Genomic DNA, 24,915 nt, shown 5'->3' on the forward strand with positions numbered 1-24,915 from the left:
CCAGGTGATCGACGGACTGCCTTTTGCCGTCTTCCAACCCTTTATCGATACCGCCACCGGTCGCATCGCCGGTGTCGAAGCGCTGGCTCGGCTGCGCGATGACAAGGGCCAGGCTCGCTCGGCCGGGCCGCTTTTCGCCGACCCGAAAACCCCACCCGCCGCCCTGCGCCGCCTTGACCGACAGGTCCGCGAAGATGCCTTGCGCCGCTTCCATCAGGCCCCGGCGGACTGGTTCCTCAGCCTGAACATTTCCCCACGCTGGATCAGCCGCCTGCGCCCAGCGCAGCCACTGCCCAGCCTGATCCAATTACAGCGCAGCGGCATCGACCCGACGCGCATCGTTTTCGAGATCACCGAACTCGGCGGAGCCAGCCAGCGCCTGCCTGACGTGGTGTCGCGCTACCGCGACGCCGGTGCGCGTATCGCCATCGACGACTTTGGTGCCGGTTACTCACAGCTAGACCGCGTGCTGGCGCTGCAACCGGACATCCTCAAGCTGGATATGCGCCTGTTTCAGGAAGCCGCCCGTGGCGGCCCGAGCGGCGAAGTGGTCAAGGCGCTGGCGCAAATGGCCGAAAAAACCGGCTGCTGGATCATCGCCGAAGGAGTGGAAACCGAAGCCGAGCTGAACTTCGCCCTGGAATGCGGCGCCCGCTACGTGCAGGGGTTCTTGTTCGCCAAGCCGGAAGAGGAGCTATTCGCCAGCGATGCCTTCGTCGGCCGCTTCGCACGTCTGCGTGACAACTACGTGCAACAGAAACTCGCCGAGCGCGCGCGCCTGGTCAACCTGCGTCAGCAACTGGCCGAGCTGATGTCCGAGCTGAGATTCTGGGCCGAAAGCGGTGCCCCGACAACGAGCCTGAAAGCACCGGACAACTACCCCTGGCTGTTGCGCATCTATCAGTGCGACCGCCACGGCACCCAACTCACGCCAAACCTGGAGTGGTGCCTAGGGGCATGGCAGGCCGATGATCGTTACCTCGGCCATAACTGGTCATGGCGCCCCTACTTCTATCAACTGCTGGCCGAAGGCTGGGAGGAACGGCGCCTGACCCTCTCCACCACCTATCGCGACGCCACCACCAACCAATACTGCCTGACGGCCGGCCAGTTCATCGATAACGGCCGCCGGCTGCTGCTAGTGGATATCGACGCCGCCGGCCTGTAACCAACCGGGGTTGCAGCCGGCGGCATGAACACCCAAGCTAGGGGCCCGGATCAACCTGGCGAGGATAGGCCTTGGATTGGCACACCCTGCTCACCCGCGAACGTCTCGGTAAACCTGCGCCCAGCTCGGCAGAGCTAGGCCGCAGTCCCTTCCACAAGGATCATGACCGCATCATCTTCTCCGGCGCATTTCGCCGCCTGGGACGCAAGACCCAGGTGCATCCGGTTTCGAGCAACGACCATATCCACACCCGCCTGACCCACTCGCTGGAAGTCAGCTGCGTCGGCCGCTCACTGGCCATGCGCGTCGGTGAGATGTTGCGTGACGATCTGCCCGACTGGTGCACACCGAGTGACCTGGGCATGGTCGTGCAGTCCGCCTGCCTGGCCCACGATATCGGTAACCCGCCGTTCGGCCACTCCGGCGAAGACGCCATTCGCCACTGGTTTCAGCAGGCCGCCGGGCGCGGTTGGCTGGATGCGATGAGCGATGCCGAACGCGGCGACTTTCTCAATTTCGAAGGCAACGCCCAGGGTTTTCGTGTGCTCACCCAACTGGAATACCACCAATTCGATGGCGGCACACGACTGACCTACGCCACCCTCGGCACCTACCTCAAGTACCCCTGGACCGCTCGCCATGCCGACGCTCAGGGCTACAAGAAGCACAAATTCGGCTGTTACCAGAGCGAGCTGCCGTTGCTCGAACAGATCGCCGCCAAGCTCGAGCTGCCACAACTGGAGGCGCAGCGCTGGGCACGCCACCCGCTGGTCTACCTGATGGAGGCCGCGGACGACATCTGCTACGGCCTGATCGACCTGGAAGACGGCGTGGAGATGGAACTGCTCGACTACACCGAAGTGGAGGCATTGCTACTCGACCTGGTGGGCGATGATCTGCCGGAAACCTATCGCCAGCTCGGCCCCAAGGACTCCCGCCGACGCAAGCTGGCGATCCTGCGCGGCAAGGCCATCGAACACCTGACCAACGCCGCGGCCGGTGCCTTCGTCGAGCAACAACACGCCCTGCTGGGCGGCGGCCTGCAGGGTGATCTGGTCGAACACATGCACGGCGCGGCCAAGCACTGTGTGCAGAGCGCGAAATCCCTGGCGCGCGAGAAGATCTTCCACGACAAGCGCAAGACGCTGCATGAAATCGGCGCCTACACCACGCTGGAAATCCTCCTCAACGCCTTCTGCGGTGCAGCACTGGAGCTGCACAGTGGGCGTGCGCCGTCGTTCAAGCATCGGCGCATCCTCGACCTGCTCAGCTACTACGCGCCTGAACCCGGCTGGCCGCTGTATCGCTCGTTCATGCGGGTGATCGATTTCATCGCCGGCATGACGGACAGCTACGCTACGGAAATGGCGAGGGAGATGACCGGCCGTTCGAGCCCGATCTGACGAAAACAGCGCATGAAGAACCTGATTCGCAACAGTTTCACCTGGCATGCCGGCCCGCCGGCCTGGGGCCCTGCCGTGGTCGCGGTGCTGGGCTGCGCCCTGCCGCTGGTGCTCGGCCTGTTCACTGCTCACAGTGGTTTTCTCTGGGCCTCGGCAGGCGCTTTTCAGGCCGCCCAGGCCAACCCGTTGCACCGCTTCGGCATGCTGCGCATGCTGCTGCTCACCGGCCTGGGTGCCTGCAGTGCCGGCCTGGGTTTCTGGGCGGGTAGTCACCCCCTGCTCAGCCTGTGCATTTTTGCAGCGTTCGGCCTGCTGTTGGCCTGGCTGCAACGCTTCGGTAGCGAAGCCGGCAAGCTGGGTATCGGCCTGAGCATCTGCCTGTGCCTTGGCCAGGGACAGTTCGGCATCGGCAATCTGCACAACCCCTACGCAGTGGCCACGCTGTTCATCCTCGGCGGGCTCTGGGTCATGCTGCTGGCCTTCGGCCTGCGCGGCCTGCATGGTCTGCGCATGTGGCCGTACATGCCGCGCTTTCTCGCCATTCTCAAGGTGCTCAAGCGCCACGCGCAGCGCCTGCCGCGCCAACAGTGGCGCCTGCACGCCCTGGCCTGCATGCTGGCTTTCGCCGCCTCGGGGCTGATCGTCAACCTGGCCGGTCTGTCGCGCGGCTATTGGTTGACCCTGACCGTCATCAGCACGCTGCAACTGGAATTCCAGGGCAGCCTGGTGCGCGCCCTGCAGGCCAGCCTGGCCAGCCTGGCCGCCGCCGGCCTGCTGATCATCTTCGGCCACAGCCTGCAGAGCCCACCGATGATGGTGATGACCCTGCTGGCGCTGGTGTTTCTCAGCCGCGCACTGCAGGCCAATCACTATGGCCTGTTCGTGCTGCAGACCAGCCTCTGCTTCGTGCTTCTGGCCGAGAGCCTGTCGCATGACTGGCACCTTGCCGAGGTTCGCCTGCTCAACGCACTGATCGGCGTCGCCCTGACCCTGACCATCGCCTTGCTGGTGCATGGCCTGCGCCTGCAACTGAACAAACCGGGCAAGACCGAAGATAGTTCGCAACAGCCTTTATAACGTTTAGGCAGATTCGCCCACACTTCACTATGCTGTTGGAGCCTGCAGCGCCAGCAAGGAGTGAAGTGCGATGCCCAATACAGCGGTTGCGCGCGAACGCCGTTTTCCCCTGCATGTTCACATCAGCGTCCTGTTCACCTTGCTACTGCTGTTCACCGGCGTGGTGCTGGGGCTATTCAACTATCAACAGACCAGCCGACTGATCTTCTCCAGCAGTTCGACCCTGTTCGAGCGCATCCAGTACGACGTGCAGAAGGATCTGGATAGCACCTATCGCCCGATACGCCATCTGCTCAGCCTGCTGGCGCTGCACCCCGCCACCCAGGCCGATACGCTCGACGAACGCCTGGAAATGTTGCCGCTGTTCGTTCAGGCCCTGCGCGACAACCCCAAGCTGGCCTCGATCTACCTGGGTTATGAAGATGGTGATTTCTTCATGGTCAGACCGCTGCGCAGCGACATGCTCAAGCAACGCTTCGACGCACCGGACAAAGCCGCGTACCAGGTCTGGGCCATCGACCGCAGCAGCGTCGGCACCGACAGCGACTACCTGTTCTATGACGGCTCATTGAACCCGCTCAGCCGCCGGCAGAACCTCAGCGAACCCTATGATCCGAGGCAACGCGAGTGGTTCAAACGCGCCCGCGGCGACGGTGGGCAGATCACCACCGCACCCTATCTGTTCTTCTCCACCCAGGAAATCGGCACCACCCTGGCCAGGCGTAGCGGCCTGACCACGGTGATCGGCGCGGACCTGACCCTGGATGACCTGTCCGCGACCCTGGCCAGCCATCGCGTCACCCCCAACACCCAGGTGGTGCTTGCCGACAGCGATGGCAACGCCGTGGCCTACCCCGAGAGCAGCCGTCTGCTCAAGGAGGTCGACGGCAAGGTATCGCTGGTCAAGGTCAGCGAGCTCAACCCGGCCTTGGGTGAACTGCTGGCCGGCCAGTTGAACGAAAAGGACGCAGGCGTCATCGAGCTTGCCAAGCAACGCTGGGCCATGGCCCATCGGCACATTCAGGAAGGCGGCCCGCAAGGTTTGCATCTGGCGCTACTGGTCCCCGAGCAGGAGCTGCTGGCCGAGGCCTACCGCATCCGCTGGCAGGGTGCCCTGATCACCCTCACCACCCTGTTGCTGTGCCTGCCCCTGGGCTGGCTGACCTCGCGCCTGGTGGTCAAACCGCTGCGCAGCCTGGTGCAGGAGGCGCAGGCCATCCGCCGCTTCGACTTCGCCTATCCGGCCAGCGGGCGCTCGCCGATTCTCGAGGTCGACCAGCTGGCGGTGTCCATGACCAGCATGAAGGACACCCTGTCGAGCTTCCTCGACATCGCCGCCAGCCTGTCTGCGGAAACCCAGTTCGAAGCGCTGATCAAACGCGTGATGGACGCCACCGTCTCCATCAGCGATGCCCAGGGCGGCCTGCTCTACCTGCTGGACAACGACAGCGGCCGCCTGGAGCCCCATGGGCTGATCATCGACGGTCAGAGCCGCAACCTCGCCGACCTCGGCATCCACGGCCTGGCCCATGACGACCCAACCCTGCCCACCTGGTTACAACGCCCGGCCAGCGGTGGTAACAGCATCGCCACCTCCATCGGCTTTGATCAGGCGGGGAAATTCCAGGGGCTGCTGTCGGCCATGGATAGCCCGCGTCTGCATCTGATCGCGGCCGGCCTGCACAACCGTCAGGGCGATACCGTCGGCGTGCTGGTGCTGCTGCAACGTGACACCGGCGAGAACAGCGAGAGCATGCTCAGCCCCGACCGTGTCGCCTTCGTAGATGCCGTCTCAGGCAGTGCAGCCCTATGCATCGAGAGCCAGCGTCTGCTGGCCAGGCAGAAGCAGTTGCTCGATGCCTTCATCCAGCTGATCGCCGGCGCTATCGACGCCAAGAGTCCCTATACCGGCGGCCACTGTCAGCGCGTACCGGAAATCACCCTGATGCTGGCGCGCGCCGCTGCCGAGAGCGACGCCCCCGAGTTTCGTGATTACCACCCAAGCGACGAAGAATGGGAGGCGCTGCATATCGCCGCCTGGCTGCATGACTGTGGCAAGGTCACCACGCCGGAATACGTGGTCGACAAGGCGACCAAACTGGAAACCCTGTACGACCGCATTCACGAAGTGCGCATGCGTTTCGAGGTGCTCAAGCGCGATGCCTGGATCGCCTATTGGCGTGCCCGCAGCGAAGGTGGCGAGGAGGCGGCGCTGGCCAGGCTGCGTGACCAGTTGCTGAGCGATCTGGACGACGAGTTCGCCTTCATCGCCCGCATCAATCTGGGCGGCGAGGCCATGGCCGATACCGACCAGGCGCGCCTGCAGCAGATCGCCGAACGCCGCTGGCTACGCACCCTGGACAATCGCCTGGGCGTGTCCTGGGAGGAAGCCAAGCGCCTGGAACGCTCGGCACCCGCCGGCCTGCCGGTGGAAGAACCGCTGATAGCCGACCGCCCCGAGCACCTGATCGAGCGCGTTGGCCAGGAGGTGATCGCACCGGACAATCCCTGGGGCTTCAAGCTGGAAGTGCCGCCGTACAAATTCAACCGCGGCGAGTTGCACAACCTGAGCATCGCCCGCGGCACGTTGACGGCCGAGGAGCGCTACATCATCAATCATCACATCGTGCAGACCATCCTGATGCTCGACCGCCTGCCCTTCCCAAAGCATCTGCAGAACGTCACCGAGATCGCCGGCGGGCACCACGAGAAGATGGACGGCAGCGGCTATCCCAAACGCCTGACGCGCGAGCAAATGAGCCTGCCGGCACGCATGATGGCAATCGCCGATATCTTCGAAGCATTGACGGCGGTGGATCGCCCCTACAAGAAAGGCAAGACGCTGTCGGAGGCGCTGAACATCATGGTCGGCATGTGCAAGGGCGCGCACATCGACCCGCAGCTGTTCGCTCTGTTCATTCGTGCCGGCATCTATCGGCGCTACGCCGAACGCTTCATGCAGCCCGAACAGATCGATCAGGTGGACGAACAGATGGTCTTGGAAAAGGCAGGAGTGCTGTAGGAGCGAGCTCTGCTCGCGAAACGTTGGTCAACGCTTCGACTCGAGAGCAAAGCTGCTCCTGCAGTCAGGTATCAGGCCGTGGCCTGGATCAGCCAAAAGCTGAGGCGGCGCCTGGGAACCCGGCGCCGAGTAGCGATCAAGCCTGGTTGATCGGGTTTTCCGGGTACCAGACGTCCTGCAGCGGGCTGAGCTCGAACTTCTCCAGTTCGTCACGGCCTTTCAGCCAGGCTTCGACGGCAGCGCGCTGCTCTTCGTTGACCGAGCCACGCTTGGCCAGGCAGACCAGGCCGAAGTCTTCGCCACCGACGTAATCCAGACCATTGCCGGCGATGGCCTGATCGAGGAACTGATCGACGAAATCGTCGAGGGTCTGATCGCTCAGGTCAGCCTTGAAGTTCAGGGTCAGCTCGAAGCCCAGCTCCTGGAATTCATCGACACAGAGCTTCTTGCGCAGACGGCGGGAACGGTTGGTCGCCATGAAACAATCCTCAAAGGTAATAACGCGCGGCACTCTAGCAGTTTCGCCGCCAGAGCGCCCGCTTTGTGTCGCCCAGCAGCCCCTCGAACATGTTGAACGCCAGCTGTTTACAGTGACTGTTTTTAAATAGGCGAGGCCGACTGCAAGCCGGTTCTTGCTGCATAATGCCGGCAACTTTTCCCCGAGTCGGACTGTCGTTTGTCTGTCTCCCTCGTTACTCCCGCCTGACTGCGGAAGGTTCTTGTCGATGATCCAGCGGTTTCGCCAACTGGCGCTGAGCGCCCTGCTTCTCCCCCTCGCCCTGTCCTGCCACGCTGCCAGCGCCGCACTCCCTGCCAAGGTCGAGCAGGCCCTGAAGGCCAACAAGATTTCCAACAACTCGCTGTCGGTGATGACCGTGCCTCTGGGCGGCCAGGCCGGCGGTCTGCAGTTCAATGCCGATATTTCGGTCAACCCAGCCTCGACCATGAAACTGGTGACCACTTACGCAGCATTGGAATTGTTGGGGCCCAACCACCAGTGGAAGACCGAGTTCTATGCCGACGGCCCGCTGAAGGATGGCGTGCTGCATGGCAACCTCTACCTCAAGGGTGGCGGCGACCCGAAACTGAACATGGAGAAGCTCTGGCTGTTGCTGCGCGACCTGCGCATCAATGGCGTGCGTCAGGTCCAGGGCGACCTGGTGCTCGATCGCAGCTTCTTCGTCGCCCCACAATTGCCGGCGTTCAACGACGATGGCGGCGATGCCAACAAGCCGTTCCTGGTGAAGCCCGACTCGCTGCTGGTCAACCTCAAGGCGCAACGTTTCATCACCCGTGCCGAAGACGGCAAGGTGAGCATCGCCATGGACCCGCCCATCGCCTCGATCCGTATCGATAACCAGGTCCGCCTGCTCAAGGCCGCCCAGTGCCCATCCTGGCCCGACATTCGCTACAACGCGGTGGATCAGTTCGACGGCACCACACTGATCGTCAGTGGCCAGTTGGCCGAAGGCTGCAGCGCGCAGACCTACCTGTCGTTGCTCGACCACCCCAGCTACGCAGCTGGCGCGGTACGCGGCATCTGGCAGGAACTGGGCGGCAAGATCCTCGGCAAGGACCGCCAAGGCCCCGTGCCGGAAAAAGCCCGCATGCTGGTACGCGCCTTCTCGCCCGATGTGGTGGAGATCGTCCGCGACATCAACAAGTACAGCAACAACACCATGGCACGGCAGTTGTTCCTCAGCATCGGCGCACAGTTCCGTACCGAAGCCGACAAGGATGACTCCATGGCCGCGCAGCGCGTCATCCGCAGTTGGCTGGCACGCAAGGGCATCACTGCACCACATCTGGTGATGGAGAATGGCTCCGGCCTATCGCGCTCCGAGCGCATCAGCGCACGGGAAATGGCGCTGATACTCCAGGCGGCCTGGCGCAGCCCTTACGCTGCCGAGTTCCGCAGCTCGATGCCGCTGGTGGCAATGGACGGTACCATGCGTCGACGCCTGCAGCGCACACCACTCGTGGGTGAGGCGCACATCAAGACCGGCACGCTGAATAACGTGCGCGCCATCGCCGGCTTCAGCCGCGACAGCAACGGCCAGGACTGGGCCGTGGTCGCCATCCTCAACGACCCGAAACCCTGGGGCGCCACCTCGATTCTCGATCAGGTACTGCTCGACACCTACAGCCAACCCAAGCGCTGACGATCACGTAGCCCGAATGCAATCCGGGGGCTTTCATGAACCAGGCCCCGGATTGTGTCCGAACGACGCAATCAGCGGGCGGTGAAACGCCAGGCGCGATGAATCTTGGGATTGCGCGCGAAGTCCGGGTCCAGTGTCTGCGCGCTGATTTCTTCGACCTGATAGCGCGCCACCAGGCTCTCATCCAGCTGGAACTTGCGGAAGTTGTTGGAGAAGTACAGAACGCCGCCACGGGCCAGACGCGCCATGGCAAGGTCGAGCAACTCGACATGGTCGCGCTGCACATCGAACACACCTTCCATGCGCTTGGAGTTGGAGAAGGTTGGCGGGTCGATGAAGATCAACTCGTACTCACCGCGATCCTCCCCCAGCCAGGCCATCACATCACCCTGCTCCAGGCGATGCTTGTCGGAAAAACCGTTGAGCGCAAGATTACGCCGCGCCCAATCCAAGTAGGTTTTTGACAGATCGACGCTGGTGGTGCTGCGCGCGCCACCCTTGGCCGCATGCACAGTGGCCGTCGCGGTGTAACAGAACAGGTTGAGGAAACGCTTGCCGGCTGCCTCGCGCTGAATGCGCAAACGCAACGGGCGGTGATCGAGGAACAGCCCGGTATCCAGATAGTCGGTGAGGTTAACGAGCAGCTTGACCCCGCCTTCGTTCACTTCCATGAACTCGCCCTGCGTCGCCTGACGCTGATACTGCTTGGTACCGGCCTGGCGTTCGCGACGCTTGATGACCACACGACTCTGCGCCACGCCCAGCGCCTGCGGGATTGCAGCCAGGGCATCAAGCAAGCGTGCCTGCGCCTTGTCCGGGTCGATCGAACGGGGCGCGGCATATTCCTGAACATGTACGTAGTCGCGGTACAGATCGACTGCCACGGCATACTCGGGCATGTCGGCATCGTACAGCCGATAGCATTCGACACCTTCGCGGCGCGCCCACTTACCCAGTTGTTTGAGATTCTTCTGCAGACGATTGGCGAACATCTGCCCGCCTTCGGACAGACGCGCCTGTTGCGGCGCATCCTGCGCTGGCTCTTGATCGTCTTCGCGCGCACGCCGCTCACCGGTAACGAACTGCTCGGTCTGCACCTTGATCAACAACAGTTTGCAGGGCAGTGCGCCGTTCCAGAACGCGTATTGCTTGTGGCTGCGCAGGCCCATGCGTTTGCCCAGTTCGGGCGCGCCGGTAAATACCGCCGCTTCCCACCCCAGGCAGGCCTGGCGCAGGCGCTCGCCGAGGTTTTGGTAGAGATACAACAGGCTGGCTTCGTCGCCCAGGCGCTCGCCATAAGGCGGGTTGCTGATCACCAGGCCCTTCTGATTCTGGTCCGGGCGCGGCTCGAAACTGCCCAGCTCGCCCTGATAGATTTTCACCCAGTCGGACAGACCGGCGCGCTCGACGTTGTTGCGCCCAGGCTGGATAAGCCGCGGATCGGCTTCGTAACCACGAATCCACAACGGCGGCTTGGCCAGACCCGCTGCCGCGCGCTGCTCGGCTTCGGCGTGCAGCTTCTTCCAGATTGCCGGTACGTGGCCGAGCCAGTTGGAGAAGCCCCAGCGCTCACGCCTGAGGTTGGGGGCGATATCGGCTGCCATCAACGCCGCCTCTACCAGAAAGGTGCCCACACCGCACATCGGGTCAGCCAGGGCGCCACCCTCAGCAGCAATGCGCGGCCAACCGGCACGGATCAACACCGCGGCAGCCAGATTCTCCTTCAGCGGCGCAGCACCCTGCTGCAGGCGGTAACCGCGCTGGTGCAGGCTATGGCCGGACAGGTCCAGGGAAAGCACCGCCTCACCGCGATCCAGGCGCAGATGCACGCGCAGGTCCGGGTTGAGTTTGTCGATGCTGGGCCGCTCGCCGCCCGCAGTACGCAACCGGTCGACAATCGCGTCCTTGACCTTGAGTGCACCGAAGTGGGTGTTATCGATACCCGAACCGTTGCCACTGAACTCCACTGCCAGGCTGCCGGACGGCTCAAGATGGTCTCGCCAGTCGATCGCCTGCACGCCATCATAAAGCTCGTCGGCGTTGCTCATGGCAAAACGCGACAGCACCAACAGCACGCGGTTGGCCAGGCGTGACCACAGGCAAAGCCGATAGGCCACTTCGATTTCAGCGTGGCCGCGGATCGCAGCCGTTTGCTCGCGCGCTTCTTCCAGCCCCAGCGCCCTGGCCTCTTCCAGCAACAGCCCTTCGAGCCCCTTGGGGCAGGTCAGTACGATTTCGTAACGATCAGACATGGATGTTCCACTGCCTATGGCAATCAGAGAGGTGCGGCGGCGCACCTCGACTCAAAATAAGTGACAAAAGGTCACAGCGCGACCCTTCGTCGGAATAAGCAAGCACTCTCATTTGCACTAGCAAAATGACGGCATCTGCGTGCATAGCCAGATATGACGGCGCCTGGCCGAAAGAGGCTGGACGTATCACCAGCCCCCTTATGGCCTCACCCGCATTTAGGTTACGCCCTTATGACAAATCGATCATTCACAGGCCCCGGTGCATTCGTTAGAACACTACCTAAGGCTTTCGCTGCAACGGCGAAGGCACAGAAAGTTCGCCACGCCGGCAGCGGACTTTCGCAGGCAGAAGATTCTGCCCGGCCTTGCCACAAGGCCAACGGGACATAACAGTCAACAGTGAGGGCAACACCCTATGAGAAGACTTAAGCGTGATCCGTTAGAAAGAGCTTTTTTGCGCGGCTATCAGTACGGCATCAATGGTAAATCCCGCGAACTTTGCCCCTTTACCCTACCTTCGGTTCGTCAGGCCTGGCTCAATGGCTGGCGTGAGGGCCGTGGCGATAACTGGGATGGGCTGACCGGCACAGCCGGTATTCATCGACTCAACGAACTTCACGCTGTCGGCTGATCAGGAACACACCCGACTTCACCATGCCGACCCCCTCCGGGCGGCGGGCGCAAGCCCAGGGGCTCCTTCGGGAGCCCTATTTATTTACGCAGCTTATTTGCGCAGCGCGGCAATCGCATCAACCGCCTCGCGAATCAGCGCCGGTCCTTTGTAGATGAACCCTGAATAGATCTGAACCAGGCTCGCACCCGCAGCGATCTTCTCCGCCGCATGCTTGCCTTCGGTAATACCGCCAACCGCGATGATCGGCAGACGCCCCGACAACTCAACGGCCAGTACCTTGACGATATGCGTGCTCTTGTCACGTACGGGTGCACCCGACAGACCACCTGCCTCGTCCCCGTGGGCCAGCCCTTCGACGCCCTCACGACTAAGCGTGGTGTTAGTGGCGATCACCGCGTCCATATCGGCACCCAGCAACGCAGATGCCACCAGCGCGGTCTCTTCATCGCTCATGTCCGGGGCAATCTTGATCGCCAGTGGCACGCGTTTGCCGTGCTCCTGGGCCAGATCTTCCTGACGACGACGCAGCGCCTCGAGCAACTCCTTCAACGAATCACCGAACTGCAGACTGCGCAGCCCCGGCGTATTGGGCGAGCTGACGTTGACCGTGACGTAACTGGCGTGGGCATAAACCTTGTCCAGGCAAGCCAGGTAATCATCCACTGCCCGCTCGACCGGCGTATCGAAGTTCTTGCCGATATTGATACCCAGCACACCCTTGAACTTCGCTGCCTTGACCCGCTCGAGCAAATGATCGACGCCACGGTTGTTGAAGCCCATGCGATTGATCACCGCCTCGGCTTCCGGCAAACGAAACAGTCGTGGCTTGGGGTTACCCGGCTGCGGACGTGGTGTAACGGTGCCGATCTCGACGAAACCAAAGCCCAATTGGGCGAAACCATCGATGGCATCGCCATTCTTGTCCAACCCCGCCGCCAGCCCGACCGGATTGGCGAACTGCAAACCCATCACGTTTACCGGCAGGCTGGCCGGCGCCTTGGTCAGCAGGCCGTTGAGCCCCAGCCGACCACCAGCACCGATCAGATCGATGGACAGCTCATGGGAAGTTTCTGGGGACAGTTTGAATAGCAGCTCGCGGGCCAGGGAGTACATGATCAGGCTCAGCTCGACAGGTAGAGGGTTGGCAGCCGGCGATTATAGCCGCGCAGGCGGCTTCGGCGCGAGGCAAGTGCGCCAGATCACTCCAAAGGGCGTAAGCTCAGTAACTCGCCGGAGCTATTGAATTCCAGCACGAAGGAACCAAAGATGCCGGCGTGGGTCAAAAAGGGCCGCAAATGATGGGCCGGCAAACTGACGCGGCGCCCGTCGCGGCTTTGCGCCATAATCCGATTGGCCTGGCCACGATAGATGGCCTGCAACCGTTCGGCCGATAACGCAATATCCAGCACCAAGCTGGGCATGGAGGCACCCTCGCAAATGAATGCGGCTATTTTGCCACAGACCTGTAACGCGACAGGTACTCACGCGCCGCGCTACGCTATATGGGCAATAGCCATCCGCGTCTGCCACACTGCAGCAGACGCTTCAGGAGCGATCTGCCGGCCATGAGCCTGTCCGAATCCTCAACTCTCAGCAGCCGCCTGGCTGCACTGGCTCAGCGCATGGGCCTGCTCGGCCGCAGCTCACGGCAGATATTCGCCAGAGCCAGCGCCTTGCGCCTGCCATTCAAACCCTTGCCAGCAGCGGTCGAAAGCATTGGCTGGCACGACGGCCCGCAGCTGCAGCTTCTGCTCAACCTGCCTCGCGGCGCACTTTCCGGCCCGGTGCAGGAAGACAAAGCACAGGCCCACTCCGCACTGACTCAAGTAGTGGAAGCGCAAACGCAGCAACTGCAATCGTTCGATCTGCGCCTGATCGATGGCTTCGCCTGTCCTTGTCCGGTACCAGGCTACGTGAGCTTCGAAGACTACGCGGCAAGCGAACACTGCAAGCAGGTGCGCATCATCAGCTACAAGGATTTCGTCAAGACCGTCAGCCAGGCGTTGCCGCGCTTTCTCGCCGGCGAGCCTATAGAACTGCGTCAAGCCAACTGGCGCGGCTCGCGCACCTTCTGGTCAGGGGAGATGCACGGCGAAGCCTTCGCCGGAGCAATCGCCTATGCGCGCAGACGCGAACTGGAAGTGCTGCTGCCAGCCAATCTGGTTCGCTATCGTTTGAATGAAGCGGGCTTGGACAACCTGCAAAATCGCTATCACGTACTAGCCATGCCAGAAGCAGCGTGGAGCGATCCCAGCTTCATGGGGCTGCTACTGGACAACGGCATCCCTTATGCGCGCCTGTCGCTACTGAAGAAAGCCGGCACCCCGGAGTTCCTCCTCCTGCCCAAAGAGCATCAGGAAGCCACTGCACTTGGTGAGGGGTTGCGCCTGGCCGGCGCACCAGACGTGCCGAGCCATCTACGTCAGTTGGCCATCCAGCCAGCCTGAGCAGACTGGCGCGCTATTCATCGCAACCGCGCAACAGACGCCCGATCATATCCAGCGAATAACCACGATAGGCCAGAAACCGGCCTTGCTGAGCACGCTCTCGAGCATCCCCAGGAAGCCGACTGGCAAACTTGCGCTGCCAGGTTTCACGCAACTGCTCGAACCAGTCGATACCACTTTCACGCAGAGCCTGATCGACATCGCTACGCGCAAGCCCACGTTGGCCGAGCTCCTCGCGAATACGCAACGGCCCGTAGCCAGCACGCGCACGATAAGCAACGAAACTTTCCAGATAGCGGGCCTCGGATAGCAAGCCCTCCTCCGATAGCCGCTGCAAAGCCGCGTCGATCATGTCCTCGGAGGCGCCACGCTTGCGCAACTTGCGCGCAAGCTCGACACGTCCATGTTCACGCCGCGCCAGTAGATCCATGGCCGCCCGCCTGACGGCGAGCGGGTTATCCAGTACGACGGTCATGCTCTGACGACTTAGAAGTCGACTTCAGCATCAGCCAGATCGGCAGCCGAAGCCTTGGCCGGAGTGCTGCTGACCAGCAGCTTCTCGCGAATCAGACCTTCGATCTCGCGCGCCACTTCCTGATTGTCTTCCAGGTACTTGGCCGCATTGGCCTTGCCCTGACCGATCTTGTTGCCCTTGTAGCTGTACCAGGCACCCGACTTCTCGACCAGGCCCTGTTGCACGCCGAGATCGATGATCTCGCCATTACGGTAGATGCCTTTGCCGTAAAGGATCTGGAACTCCGCCTGGCGGAAAGGAGGCGCGACTTTGTTCTTGACGATCTTCACGCGGGTTTCGCTGCCCACAACCTCTTCGCCTTCCTTCACCGCACCAGTACGGCGGATATCCAGACGAACCGAGGAGTAGAACTTCAGGGCGTTACCACCAGTGGTGGTTTCCGGGCTACCGAACATCACGCCGATCTTCATACGAATCTGGTTGATGAAGATCACCAGGCAGTTGGCGTTCTTGATATTACCGGTGATCTTGCGCAGCGCCTGGCTCATCAGACGCGCCTGCAGACCTACGTGCATGTCACCCATCTCGCCTTCGATTTCCGCTTTGGGCACCAGAGCCGCCACGGAGTCGACGATGATCACGTCGATAGCGTTGGAGCGCACCAGCATGTCGGTGATTTCCAGTGCCTGCTCACCAGTGTCCGGCTGCGATACCAGCAGATCATCGACGTTGACGCCGAGCTTGCCGGCATAATCCGGGTCGAGCGCATGCTCGGCATCGACGAAGGCGCAGGTGGCGCCAAGCTTCTGCGCTTCGGCGATCACCGACAGGGTCAGCGTGGTCTTACCAGAGGATTCCGGGCCGTAGATCTCGACGATACGTCCCTTCGGCAGGCCGCCGATACCCAGTGCGATATCCAGCCCAAGCGAACCGGTGGAGATAGCCGGAATGGCCTGACGCTCATGGTCGCCCATGCGCATGACCGCGCCCTTGCCGAACTGTTTCTCGATCTGACCCAGGGCAGCCGCCAAAGCGCGCTTCTTGTTCTCGTCCATTACCATCCTCACGTATTAACAAGGGCCCCTAGGGCCGCCGACAACTGTATAAGTAGCCAGTATTATTCCACAGGGCAAGTCGCCCGCCTACCCCATAAGCGGATTTTCCTCCGCCAACAGGCGCAGAAGCCCCGCCAGAGCGGCCTCGACCGTTTGTCGGCGCACCTCATCGCGGTTACCCGCGAACTGCTTGCGCACACTGAAAAGACGCTCGCCGTCGCCCCAGGCCAACCAGACCGTACCGACTGGTTTGTCCACGGAACCACCGCCCGGCCCAGCCACACCACTGACTGCTACGGCATAGCGCGCCCCACTATTGGCCTGAGCACCACGCACCATCGCTTCGACCACCTCCCGGCTAACGGCGCCCACACTGGCGAAAAAGTCGGCACACACAGCCAACTGCTTGGTTTTCTGGGTGTTGGAGTACGTCACATAGCCGGCCTCGAACCAGGCCGAACTGCCAGGGATGCGAGTGATTGCCTCGGCAATACCGCCGCCTGTACAGGACTCCGCAGTGGTGACCTGGGCAGCTTGCGCCTGTAATGCTGCACCCAGTTGCTCGGCCAGTTGGCTGATTCTGTCCATATCCACTCCTCGCTCATCGAACGGCAAACCCTACACAGCTTGCACCGCCAGTGGAAACGGCAAATTTCGTCTACTGTTATCACGGCTAGGGTGCGACAGGAGGCACTGCAATGTGGCTGTCACGGAACAAGGAACACAAGGACGCGCAGGATCTGGGAGCGGCGGAGTTACAGGCCATTCGCCAATCGATGGCGATGATCGAATTCACCCCGGACGGCATCATTCTCGACGCCAACCCAGCCTTTCTTGGCGTGGTGAATTATCGCCTGGAGGACATTGTCGGCAAACACCACCGCATGTTTTGCCCCCGAAGCCTGAGCGAGAGCCTCGCTTATCAGCAGTTCTGGCAGCGCCTACGCCAGGGTGAGCACTTCAGTGATCGATTCCCTCGAGTGACGCGAGACGGCAAGGAGGTCTGGCTGGAAGCGACCTACATGCCAATCCGTGACGCCCGGGGCTCTGTGACCAAAGTCATGAAGATTGCCACCGACATCACCCGCCAGGTAGCGGCCGAACATATGCACGAGAGCTATATCAAGGCCATCGACCGCTCTATGGCGGTGATCGAGTTCAACCTCGAGGGTCACGTTGTCAGTGCCAACCAGAACTTCCTTGACCTGATGGGCTATCGCCGAGACGAGGTGGTTGGCCAGCATCACCGGCTCTTCTGCCTGAACGAGGACAGCCACAGCGAGGACTACCATCAGTTCTGGGCTCGCCTGAACAAGGGCGAGTTCATGTCCGATCGCTTTCGCCGAGTGACCAAACAAGGCCGTCAGGTCTGGCTGCGCGCCACCTACAACCCCCTGTACGACGCTAACGGCCGCGTCTATGGCGTCGTGAAATTCGCCAGCGACATCACCGCTCAGGTCGAACGCCGCGACTCGGAGGCTGCCGCAGCCCAGCTGGCTCATGACATCGCCAAGGAAACCGACGTTTCCGCCGATCACGGCACGCGCACGGTAGCCCAGACCGTCGAGGTGGTTGCCGACATTGCCAGCGAACTGGCTCATGTGGCCGAACAGATAGAAGGCCTCAACAAACAATCCGAGCAGATCACCAGCATCGTTCAGGTGATCCGCAGTATCGCCGACCAGACCAACCTGCTGGCACTCAACGCGGCCATCGAAGCAGCACGCGCCGGTGAACAGGGCCGCGGCTTCGCCGTGGTGGCCGATGAAGTGCGTCAACTGGCCTCGCGCACTAGCCAGGCCACCCAGGAGATCAACGGCGTCGTTCAACAGAACCAGAGCCTTACACGCAACGCAGTGGCCAGCATGGCAACCACGCGAGAGCGTGCACGCACCGGCGTAGACCTGGCCAACCAGGCCGGCGAAGTGATCCGCGAGATACGCAGCGAGTCGCAGCGCGTGGTTGAGGCTGTGGCCCAGTTCTCGGTGACCTTCACCGACTGACAGGTAATCGCGTCAGATTCGCAGCCCACGTGAGGGACGAAGTATGGGAAAATTCCCGGCTTCGTCACACCCACCGCACGTAAGGCCCGGCATGACCGATCTCTCCGCACACACCCCGATGATGCAGCAGTATTGGAAGCTGAAGAACCAGCACCCGGATCAGTTGATGTTCTATCGCATGGGTGACTTCTACGAGATTTTCTACGAAGACGCGAAGAAAGCCGCCAAGCTGCTCGACATCACCCTGACCGCACGCGGCCAGTCGGCCGGCCAATCGATCCCCATGTGCGGTATTCCTTTCCATTCGCTCGAGGGCTATCTGGCCAAGCTGGTCAAGCTCGGCGAGTCGGTGGTGATTTGCGAACAGATCGGCGACCCGGCCACCAGCAAGGGCCCGGTGGAGCGTCAGGTGGTGCGCATCATCACCCCCGGCACCATCAGCGACGAAGCCCTGCTTGATGAGCACCGTGACAACCTGCTGGCCGCGGTACTCGGTGACGAACGTCTGTTCGGCCTGGCCGTGCTGGATATCACCAGCGGCCGATTCAGCGTGCAGGAGATCAAAGGCTGGGAAAACCTGCTGGCTGAACTGGAACGCCTGAGCCCCGCCGAGCTGCTGATCCCGGATGACTGGCCCCAGGGCTTGCCAGCCGAAAAACGCAAAGGCTCGCGCCGTCGCGCGCCATGGGATTTCGACCGTGACAGCGCGTTCAAGAGCCTGTGTCAGCAATTCAGCACTCAGGACCTGAAAGGCTTCGGCTGCGAGAACCTGACCCTGGCCATCGGCGCCGCCGGCTGCCTGCTCGGCTACGCCAAGGAAACTCAGCGCACCGCCCTGCCCCACCTGCGCAGCCTGCGTCACGAACGCCTGGACGACACGGTGATCCTCGACGGCGCCAGCCGCCGCAACCTGGAGCTGGACATCAACCTCGCCGGCGGCCGCGATAACACCCTGCAGTCGGTGATGGATCGCTGCCAGACCGCCATGGCCAGCCGCCTACTGGGCCGTTGGCTGAACCGCCCGCTACGTGATCGCGCGGTGCTGGAGGCGCGCCAGGACGCCATCGCCCGCCTGCTCGACGGCTATCGCTTCGAAACGCTGCAGCCGCAGCTCAAGGAAATTGGCGATCTGGAACGCATCCTTGCCCGCATCGGCCTGCGCAACGCCCGCCCACGCGACCTCGCCCGCCTGCGCGACGCTCTGGCGGCACTGCCCGAACTGCAGATGGCGATGACCACGCTGGACACCCCGCACCTGCAACAGCTGGCCGGAAGCATCTCCACCTACCCGGAACTGGCCGATCTGCTGGCCCGCGCCATCATCGACAACCCGCCGGCGGTGATCCGTGACGGCGGCGTGCTGAAAACCGGCTACGACGCCGAGCTGGACGAGCTGCAGGCGATGAGCGAGAACGCCGGCCAGTTCCTCATGGATCTGGAAGCTCGGGAGAAGGAGCGTACCGGCCTGGCCAACCTCAAGGTCGGCTACAACCGCGTGCACGGCTACTTCATCGAATTGCCGACCAAGCAGGCCGAATCGGCGCCAGCTGACTACATCCGCCGACAGACGCTCAAAGGCGCCGAGCGTTTCATCACCCCCGAGCTGAAGGAGTTCGAAGACAAGGCCTTGTCGGCCAAGAGTCGCGCCCTGGCCCGCGAAAAGATGCTCTACGACGAGTTGCTCGAGCGCCTGATCGGCCATCTAGCGCCACTGCAGGATAGTGCCGCGGCCCTCGCCGAACTGGACGTACTGAGCAACCTGGCCGAGCGCTCGCTGAACCTTGACCTGAATCGCCCGCGTTTCGTCGACGAACCATGCATGCGTATCGACCAGGGCCGTCACCCGGTGGTCGAGCAGGTGCTGACCACGCCCTTCGTGGCCAACGATCTGGATCTCGACGACAGCCGCCGCATGCTGGTCATCACGGGGCCGAACATGGGTGGTAAATCCACCTACATGCGCCAGACTGCGCTGATCGTGCTGCTGGCCCATATCGGCAGCTTCGTGCCGGCGGCGGCCTGCGAGCTGTCGCTGGTCGATCGTATCTTCACCCGTATCGGCTCGAGCGATGACCTGGCTGGCGGCCGTTCCACCTTCATGGTGGAGATGAGCGAAACTGCCAACATCCTGCACAACGCCAGCGAGCGTAGCCTGGTGTTGATGGACGAGGTAGGCCGCGGCACCAGTACCTTCGACGGCCTGTCGCTGGCCTGGTCAGCCGCCGAGCACCTGGCGCGCCTGCGCGCCTTCACCCTGTTCGCCACACACTATTTCGAGCTGACCGTGCTGCCGGAAAGCGAGCCGGTGGTGGCCAACGTGCACCTCTCGGCCACCGAGCACAACGAGCGCATCGTCTTCCTCCACCACGTTCAGCCAGGCCCTGCGAGCCAGAGTTACGGCCTGGCTGTAGCGCAACTGGCTGGTGTACCCGGCACGGTAATCAGCCGCGCACGCGAGCACCTGGCGCGCCTGGAGGCTACCAGCCTGCCGCACGACCTGCCACGCCAGGAAGCCGGCCAGCCGCAGGCGCCGATGCAAAGCGATCTGTTCGCCAGCGTGCCGCACCCGCTGCTGGAGCAATTGCACAAGATCAATCCGGATGATCTGACTCCGCGCAAGGCGCTGGAGCTGTTATATACATGGAAGACGCAGATCTAACGCTCAATACAACAAACTGCTAGAATCGCGCGCAATTTTACGACCGCCCGGTTTACAGCCTGAGCCGCGGCCACAGACAGAGCGCCTGACAGCCCTTCACAGAAAGGGCTCGGGCCGCCGCCCGAGGAGAGAATCAGAATGACCTTCGTCGTCACCGACAACTGCATCAAGTGCAAATACACCGACTGTGTGGAAGTCTGCCCGGTGGACTGCTTCTACGAAGGCCCGAACTTCCTGGTCATTCACCCGGATGAGTGTATCGATTGCGCCCTGTGCGAGCCGGAGTGCCCAGCGCAGGCGATCTTCTCGGAAGATGAAGTGCCCGAAGACCAGCAGGAGTTCATCGAACTGAACGCCGACCTGGCTGAAGTGTGGCCGAACATCACCGAGAAGAAAGAAGCACTGCCGGACGCCGAAGAGTGGGATGGCGTGAAGGACAAGCTGCAACATCTGGAGCGCTGAGTTCGCCCAGAAACACAAAGACCCGCCAAGTGCGGGTCTTTTACTTTGAACGGAGCGTCAGGCTGGCACTACGAATAACGCGCAAAAAAAGGGGCGGCTTGCGCCGCCCACTTTTATTCCCTAGTCCCTTTGTTTCCCAACTCATCGTCCTGATGAATCGCGTCTTGCGATGTTCCTGACCCTCATCCTGACGGCCTGTGCTTGTCCCTGAGCACGGGTGTGATATTAGCCGCTTCAGGCAACCGCACAACCCGACTCAGATTGACCCAGTCTGTTCATGATTTTTTAAAATCTTTAAAAAACAAACAGTTAAGTAAAAGCTCAGTAAAAACCATGGGCTTTCAGAACATATACTGACAATACCTGTAAGCGATGGCTTACATAAGCGTGCATAAAAAACCCGGCCGGAGCCGGGTTCGTGATCGAGGCGAAACCTCACTGAAACAAGGCGTCGCTGGACAAGCCGTTCTTCTCGAGAATCTCCCGCAGGCGCTTGAGCGCTTCGACCTGAATCTGCCGCACTCGCTCGCGAGTCAGGCCGATTTCCTGGCCTACCTCTTCCAAAGTGCAGCTTTCGTGGCCGCGCAAGCCGAAGCGGCGCACAACGACTTCCCGTTGTTTGTCGGTCAGGTCGGAGAGCCACTGATCGATGCTCTGCGACAGATCATCGTCCTGCAACAGCTCGCAGGGATCGGTCGGGCGATCATCGGTCAGTGTATCGAGCAACGTCTTGTCCGAGTCAGGGCCAAGCGAGACGTCCACCGAAGACACCCGCTCGTTGAGGCCGAGCATGCGCTTGACCTCACCCACCGGTTTCTCCAGCAGGTTGGCAATTTCTTCCGCAGAAGGCTCATGGTCGAGTTTCTGGGTCAGCTCACGAGCCGCTCGTAGGTAGACGTTGAGCTCCTTGACCACATGAATCGGCAAACGGATGGTTCGCGTCTGATTCATGATGGCGCGTTCGATGGTCTGGCGAATCCACCAGGTGGCATAGGTCGAGAAACGGAACCCCCGCTCCGGATCGAACTTTTCCACGGCGCGAATCAAGCCGAGGTTACCCTCCTCGATCAGATCGAGCAGGGAAAGACCGCGATTGACGTAACGTCGGGCGATCTTCACGACTAGCCGCAGGTTGCTCTCGATCATGCGCTTGCGCCCGGCAGGATCGCCCTTCTGCGCCAGACGCGCGAAGTGCACTTCCTCTTCGGGAGTGAGCAAGGGAGAGAAACCGATTTCGTTGAGGTAAAGCTGAGTGGCGTCTAGCGCCCGGGTGTAGTCGATGTACTTGTGCTGCTTGGATGGGGTGGCGTTCTTGGCCTTGGTACGTGCGACAGGCGCTTCCACCTCATCGCCCTGAACCTCGCCGAAAACGATGCCTGGCTCCATGAGGAGCAGTTCATCGTCGACGTCAAACTCCGGCGCTTCTTTTTTGATGAGAGCCATTGTTGTTGTCCCTAGCTGAGTTCGACAACAGACTCTGGCGGAACCGTCCTGGCCACACCTGAGCCCGTCCCTCCTACGTGATGGAACGGGTCAGCGACGGATCAACGACGTGGCAGATATTGCAGCGGATCGACAGGTTTACCTTGGCGGCGAATCTCAAAATGCAGCTTCACCCGGTCGGCCCCTGTGGACCCCATTTCGGCAATACTTTGCCCGGCTTTGACCTGCTGCCCCTCCCGTACCAACAACCTGCGGTTATGACCGTAAGCACTTACGTAGGTATCGCTGTGCTTGATGATGATCAACTCGCCGTAGCCCCGCAAACCACTCCCGGCGTACACCACTGATCCATCAGACGCAGCTAAAACAGGCTGGCCTAATTGCCCAGCGATATCAATGCCTTTATTCAAACTACCGTTTGAGGAAAAACGACTGATTACCGCGCCTTCAGTTGGCCAGGACCAACCACTGGCAGAACGACTCACTGGAGTGACTGGCGTCGTCGCTGGCGTATTGGCTACCGGCGGGCGAGCGGGCTGAGTTGCAGGCGGCGCAGTCACGGCAACCGGCGGACGACTGGGCACTGGTTGGGTGATAACAGTCGAGGTGGTTGGAGGCGGTGCCGAAGCGACCGACTGGCTGTTACCTACCGGGCGGTTGTCGAAACGGATCGTCTGGCCAACACGGATGATATAGGGATCGCGTAAACCGTTGTGCGCAGCCAGCGCCTTCCAGTCCCAGCCGAAACGAAAGGCAATGGAATAGAGCGTATCGCCACGCTGCACCACATAGTGGCCGCTACGCACGGGCTGACGCTGTACCACTGGAGCTCGTCCCTGATTCTGCCCGCGATCAACTACCTGCACACCACCTGGGGGCGAGCTGACACAGCCGACCAACGCGGAGACAGCAAGCATGGCCAGAGGCAGGCGAATGGCTGCTACTGCGCGGACTAGCACGTGAAGGACGGTCCAACTCACCCAACAGCTCCCTGAATGATTCCGAGTACGGCGCCTATTGTGCCGTATTTATTCGGCGCGACCAGTATCGACTGGCCGACGACTCGCCAGCCACTCCAAACCGAGCACTAGAACGATGCCGCCAATTGCCAGTGCGATGGCAAACAGCAACTGCGGATCCTGACCACTGATTTCTGCAAAATGCCCTGGTAGCAGATTGTTCTGCAGCAGCGGCACTTGCTCGCCTTTACTGTCGACGCGCCAGCTCAGGGTTTCCTTCCAGGGCCAGACCTTGTTCAGCGAACCCAGCATCAGGCCGGCGAGAAACGCCAGGCTGAGGTCACGCCAACGTGAAAGCAGCCAACTGAGCAAACGAGCGAAACTGAGAAGGCCAACCAGACAGCCGCTGGCGAACACTGCCAAGACCACGAGATTGAGATCCTTCACCGCTCCCAGTACCACCGAGTAAAGACCCAGCAGAAGCAGGATGAAACTGCCCGAGATACCCGGCAGGATCATTGCGCAGATAGCGATGGCACCAGCCAGAAACAGAGTCGGCAGGTCACTGCCCCACTGCATGGGCGCCGCGACGGTGATCCAGTAGGCGAAAGCCAGACCGAGCACAAAACTCACCACCCTGCTCCAGTTCCACCGCCCGATCTCGCGCCCCACCAAATAGGTGGACACCAGAATCAATCCGAAGAAGAACGACCACACCGGAATCGGATGATAGTGCAACAAATAGGTGATCAAGCGCGCAAGCGTCAGGATACTGGTGAGGATGCCGCACAGCAGCACCAGCAGAAAGGTCGCATTGGCCATCTGCCAGGCGTCCTTGATGCGGCCACGCAGCAGGAGCAAGAGCGCTTCGGGAATGCTGGCGATGGAGCGCAGCAACTCGTCATAAATGCCACTGATGAAAGCGATGGTGCCGCCGGAAACGCCAGGCACGACATCTGCAGCGCCCATGGCCAAGCCCTTGGCATAGAGCAGAAAATGTTTCTTCATGGATCCTTCCGGAGCGAAAAAGCGATCAGGCCAGCGGCCCGTTGAGTAATGGCACGAAACGCACCGCATCGAGCACATGCCGGGAAAAACCCTGCTCTTCACGTACGATCAGCAACAACTGCTGCACATCACCACTGCCGACCGGGATGACCAAGCGTCCACCCGGAGCCAATTGATCTAGCAGTGCCTGCGGCACTTGCGCGGCGGCGGCGGTGACGATGATGCCGTTGTACGGACCGAGCGCGTTCCAACCTTCCCAACCATCACCCCAGCGAAAGACCACGTTGCGCAGCTTGAGTTCGGCCAGACGCTCCTTGGCGCGATCCTGCAGCACCTGAATACGCTCCACAGAGAACACCCGCTCGACCAGCTGTGCCAGCACGGCGGTCTGGTAACCGGAACCGGTGCCGATCTCCAGCACCTTGTCCAGCGGGCCAGCAGCCAGCAGCAGCTCGGTCATGCGACCGACCATGTAAGGCTGGGAAATCGTCTGGTTATGCCCGATGGGCAGCGCCGTGTCTTCATAGGCTCGGTGCGCCAGGGCTTCGTCAACGAACAGATGACGCGGCGTGCGACGGATCACTTCCAGCACCCGCGCATTGGACAGCCCTTCCTCGTAGAGGCGTTGGATCAAGCGTTCGCGGGTACGCTGCGAGGTCATGCCGATCCCGCTGCGTTGCATGTCG

General features: G+C 61.6%; 21 protein-coding genes. 10 read left to right on the top strand and 11 right to left on the bottom strand.

Translation table 11 applies throughout. The annotated features are described in order from the left end of the window. The first annotated feature begins 4 nt into the window (after positions 1-4). From CDO35_RS07475 to CDO35_RS07490, 4 genes are all read left to right on the top strand, one after another. On the top strand, positions 5-1,168 hold the full coding sequence (locus tag CDO35_RS07475; protein WP_099523386.1) for an EAL domain-containing protein: 1,164 nt from the start codon (positions 5-7) through the stop codon (positions 1,166-1,168). 71 nt (positions 1,169-1,239) lie between these two features. Then, on the top strand, positions 1,240-2,571 hold the full coding sequence (locus CDO35_RS07480; RefSeq protein WP_099523390.1) for a deoxyguanosinetriphosphate triphosphohydrolase: 1,332 nt from the start codon (positions 1,240-1,242) through the stop codon (positions 2,569-2,571). A gap of 12 nt (positions 2,572-2,583) precedes the next feature. Further along, positions 2,584-3,648, top strand: a complete 1,065-nt coding sequence (locus CDO35_RS07485) for an FUSC family protein (protein ID WP_099523392.1) — start codon at positions 2,584-2,586, stop codon at positions 3,646-3,648. 70 nt (positions 3,649-3,718) lie between these two features. Further along, a complete protein-coding gene (locus CDO35_RS07490) occupies positions 3,719-6,670 on the top strand; it encodes an HD domain-containing phosphohydrolase (protein ID WP_099523395.1) in 2,952 nt (983 codons plus the stop codon). Positions 6,671-6,806: 136 nt separating this feature from the next. Here CDO35_RS07490 and CDO35_RS07495 read toward each other — a convergent pair whose 3' ends face one another. After that, positions 6,807-7,148: a YggL family protein gene (locus tag CDO35_RS07495; protein WP_045735171.1), complete on the bottom strand. Its 342-nt coding sequence runs from the start codon at positions 7,146-7,148 to the stop codon at positions 6,807-6,809. A gap of 247 nt (positions 7,149-7,395) precedes the next feature. On the opposite strand from CDO35_RS07495, the gene dacB reads away from it, so the two are divergent. Beyond that, a complete protein-coding gene (gene dacB / locus CDO35_RS07500; RefSeq protein WP_099523398.1) occupies positions 7,396-8,832 on the top strand; it encodes a D-alanyl-D-alanine carboxypeptidase/D-alanyl-D-alanine endopeptidase in 1,437 nt (478 codons plus the stop codon). Positions 8,833-8,903: 71 nt separating this feature from the next. Here dacB and rlmKL read toward each other — a convergent pair whose 3' ends face one another. Beyond that, positions 8,904-11,084 carry a bifunctional 23S rRNA (guanine(2069)-N(7))-methyltransferase RlmK/23S rRNA (guanine(2445)-N(2))-methyltransferase RlmL gene (gene rlmKL / locus CDO35_RS07505; RefSeq protein ID WP_099523400.1) on the bottom strand — a complete coding sequence of 727 codons (2,181 nt, stop codon included), beginning with the start codon at positions 11,082-11,084 and terminating at the stop codon, positions 8,904-8,906. Positions 11,085-11,499: 415 nt separating this feature from the next. Between rlmKL and rmf the strand changes: the two genes are divergently transcribed. After that, on the top strand, positions 11,500-11,715 hold the full coding sequence (rmf, locus tag CDO35_RS07510; RefSeq protein WP_003244273.1) for a ribosome modulation factor: 216 nt from the start codon (positions 11,500-11,502) through the stop codon (positions 11,713-11,715). A 93-nt stretch (positions 11,716-11,808) separates the two neighbouring features. Here rmf and CDO35_RS07515 read toward each other — a convergent pair whose 3' ends face one another. Together CDO35_RS07515 and CDO35_RS07520 are read right to left on the bottom strand one after the other, a co-directional pair. Beyond that, positions 11,809-12,831, bottom strand: coding sequence for a quinone-dependent dihydroorotate dehydrogenase (locus tag CDO35_RS07515; protein WP_099523403.1), 1,023 nt, complete (start codon positions 12,829-12,831; stop codon positions 11,809-11,811). An 86-nt stretch (positions 12,832-12,917) separates the two neighbouring features. Next, complete coding sequence (locus CDO35_RS07520; protein WP_099523405.1) at positions 12,918-13,139, bottom strand: DUF2835 domain-containing protein; 222 nt, start codon at positions 13,137-13,139, stop codon at positions 12,918-12,920. A 144-nt stretch (positions 13,140-13,283) separates the two neighbouring features. Between CDO35_RS07520 and CDO35_RS07525 the strand changes: the two genes are divergently transcribed. Next, positions 13,284-14,165 (top strand): DUF6685 family protein, encoded by an 882-nt coding sequence (locus CDO35_RS07525; protein WP_099523407.1) that lies wholly within the window; start codon positions 13,284-13,286, stop codon positions 14,163-14,165. 13 nt (positions 14,166-14,178) lie between these two features. Here CDO35_RS07525 and recX read toward each other — a convergent pair whose 3' ends face one another. From recX to CDO35_RS07540, 3 genes are all read right to left on the bottom strand, one after another. Then, entirely contained in the window at positions 14,179-14,640 is a 462-nt protein-coding gene (gene recX, locus CDO35_RS07530; protein ID WP_099523409.1) for a recombination regulator RecX, read from the bottom strand. 11 nt (positions 14,641-14,651) lie between these two features. Next, the gene (gene recA / locus CDO35_RS07535; RefSeq protein ID WP_099523412.1) at positions 14,652-15,695 is read right to left on the bottom strand and encodes a recombinase RecA; all 1,044 of its coding nucleotides are present in this window, start codon (positions 15,693-15,695) and stop codon (positions 14,652-14,654) included. Positions 15,696-15,782: 87 nt separating this feature from the next. Further along, positions 15,783-16,283: a CinA family protein gene (locus CDO35_RS07540; RefSeq protein WP_099523415.1), complete on the bottom strand. Its 501-nt coding sequence runs from the start codon at positions 16,281-16,283 to the stop codon at positions 15,783-15,785. A 110-nt stretch (positions 16,284-16,393) separates the two neighbouring features. On the opposite strand from CDO35_RS07540, the gene CDO35_RS07545 reads away from it, so the two are divergent. The 3 genes from CDO35_RS07545 (at position 16,394) to fdxA (ending at position 20,819) form a co-directional block, all read left to right on the top strand. After that, positions 16,394-17,698, top strand: coding sequence for a methyl-accepting chemotaxis protein (locus CDO35_RS07545; RefSeq protein WP_099523418.1), 1,305 nt, complete (start codon positions 16,394-16,396; stop codon positions 17,696-17,698). A 91-nt stretch (positions 17,699-17,789) separates the two neighbouring features. Next, on the top strand, positions 17,790-20,357 hold the full coding sequence (gene mutS / locus CDO35_RS07550; protein ID WP_099523420.1) for a DNA mismatch repair protein MutS: 2,568 nt from the start codon (positions 17,790-17,792) through the stop codon (positions 20,355-20,357). 138 nt (positions 20,358-20,495) lie between these two features. Next, positions 20,496-20,819, top strand: a complete 324-nt coding sequence (gene fdxA / locus CDO35_RS07555; RefSeq protein ID WP_017678218.1) for a ferredoxin FdxA — start codon at positions 20,496-20,498, stop codon at positions 20,817-20,819. A 435-nt stretch (positions 20,820-21,254) separates the two neighbouring features. Here the strand turns inward: fdxA and rpoS are convergent, their stop codons facing one another. The 4 genes from rpoS to CDO35_RS07575 form a co-directional block, all read right to left on the bottom strand. Next, positions 21,255-22,262, bottom strand: coding sequence for an RNA polymerase sigma factor RpoS (gene rpoS, locus CDO35_RS07560; RefSeq protein ID WP_004424060.1), 1,008 nt, complete (start codon positions 22,260-22,262; stop codon positions 21,255-21,257). Between the two features lie 101 nt (positions 22,263-22,363). Beyond that, positions 22,364-23,179, bottom strand: coding sequence for a peptidoglycan DD-metalloendopeptidase family protein (locus CDO35_RS07565; RefSeq protein WP_099523635.1), 816 nt, complete (start codon positions 23,177-23,179; stop codon positions 22,364-22,366). Positions 23,180-23,290: 111 nt separating this feature from the next. After that, positions 23,291-24,229: a polyprenyl-phosphate transporter gene (locus CDO35_RS07570; RefSeq protein ID WP_099523423.1), complete on the bottom strand. Its 939-nt coding sequence runs from the start codon at positions 24,227-24,229 to the stop codon at positions 23,291-23,293. Between the two features lie 25 nt (positions 24,230-24,254). Next, on the bottom strand, positions 24,255-24,890 hold the full coding sequence (locus CDO35_RS07575) for a protein-L-isoaspartate(D-aspartate) O-methyltransferase (protein WP_166432394.1): 636 nt from the start codon (positions 24,888-24,890) through the stop codon (positions 24,255-24,257). Between the last annotated feature and the right edge of the window lie 25 nt (positions 24,891-24,915).

This window comes from Pseudomonas sediminis (genome assembly GCF_002741105.1).
GTDB classification, from domain to species: Bacteria; Pseudomonadota; Gammaproteobacteria; order Pseudomonadales; family Pseudomonadaceae; genus Aquipseudomonas; species Aquipseudomonas sediminis.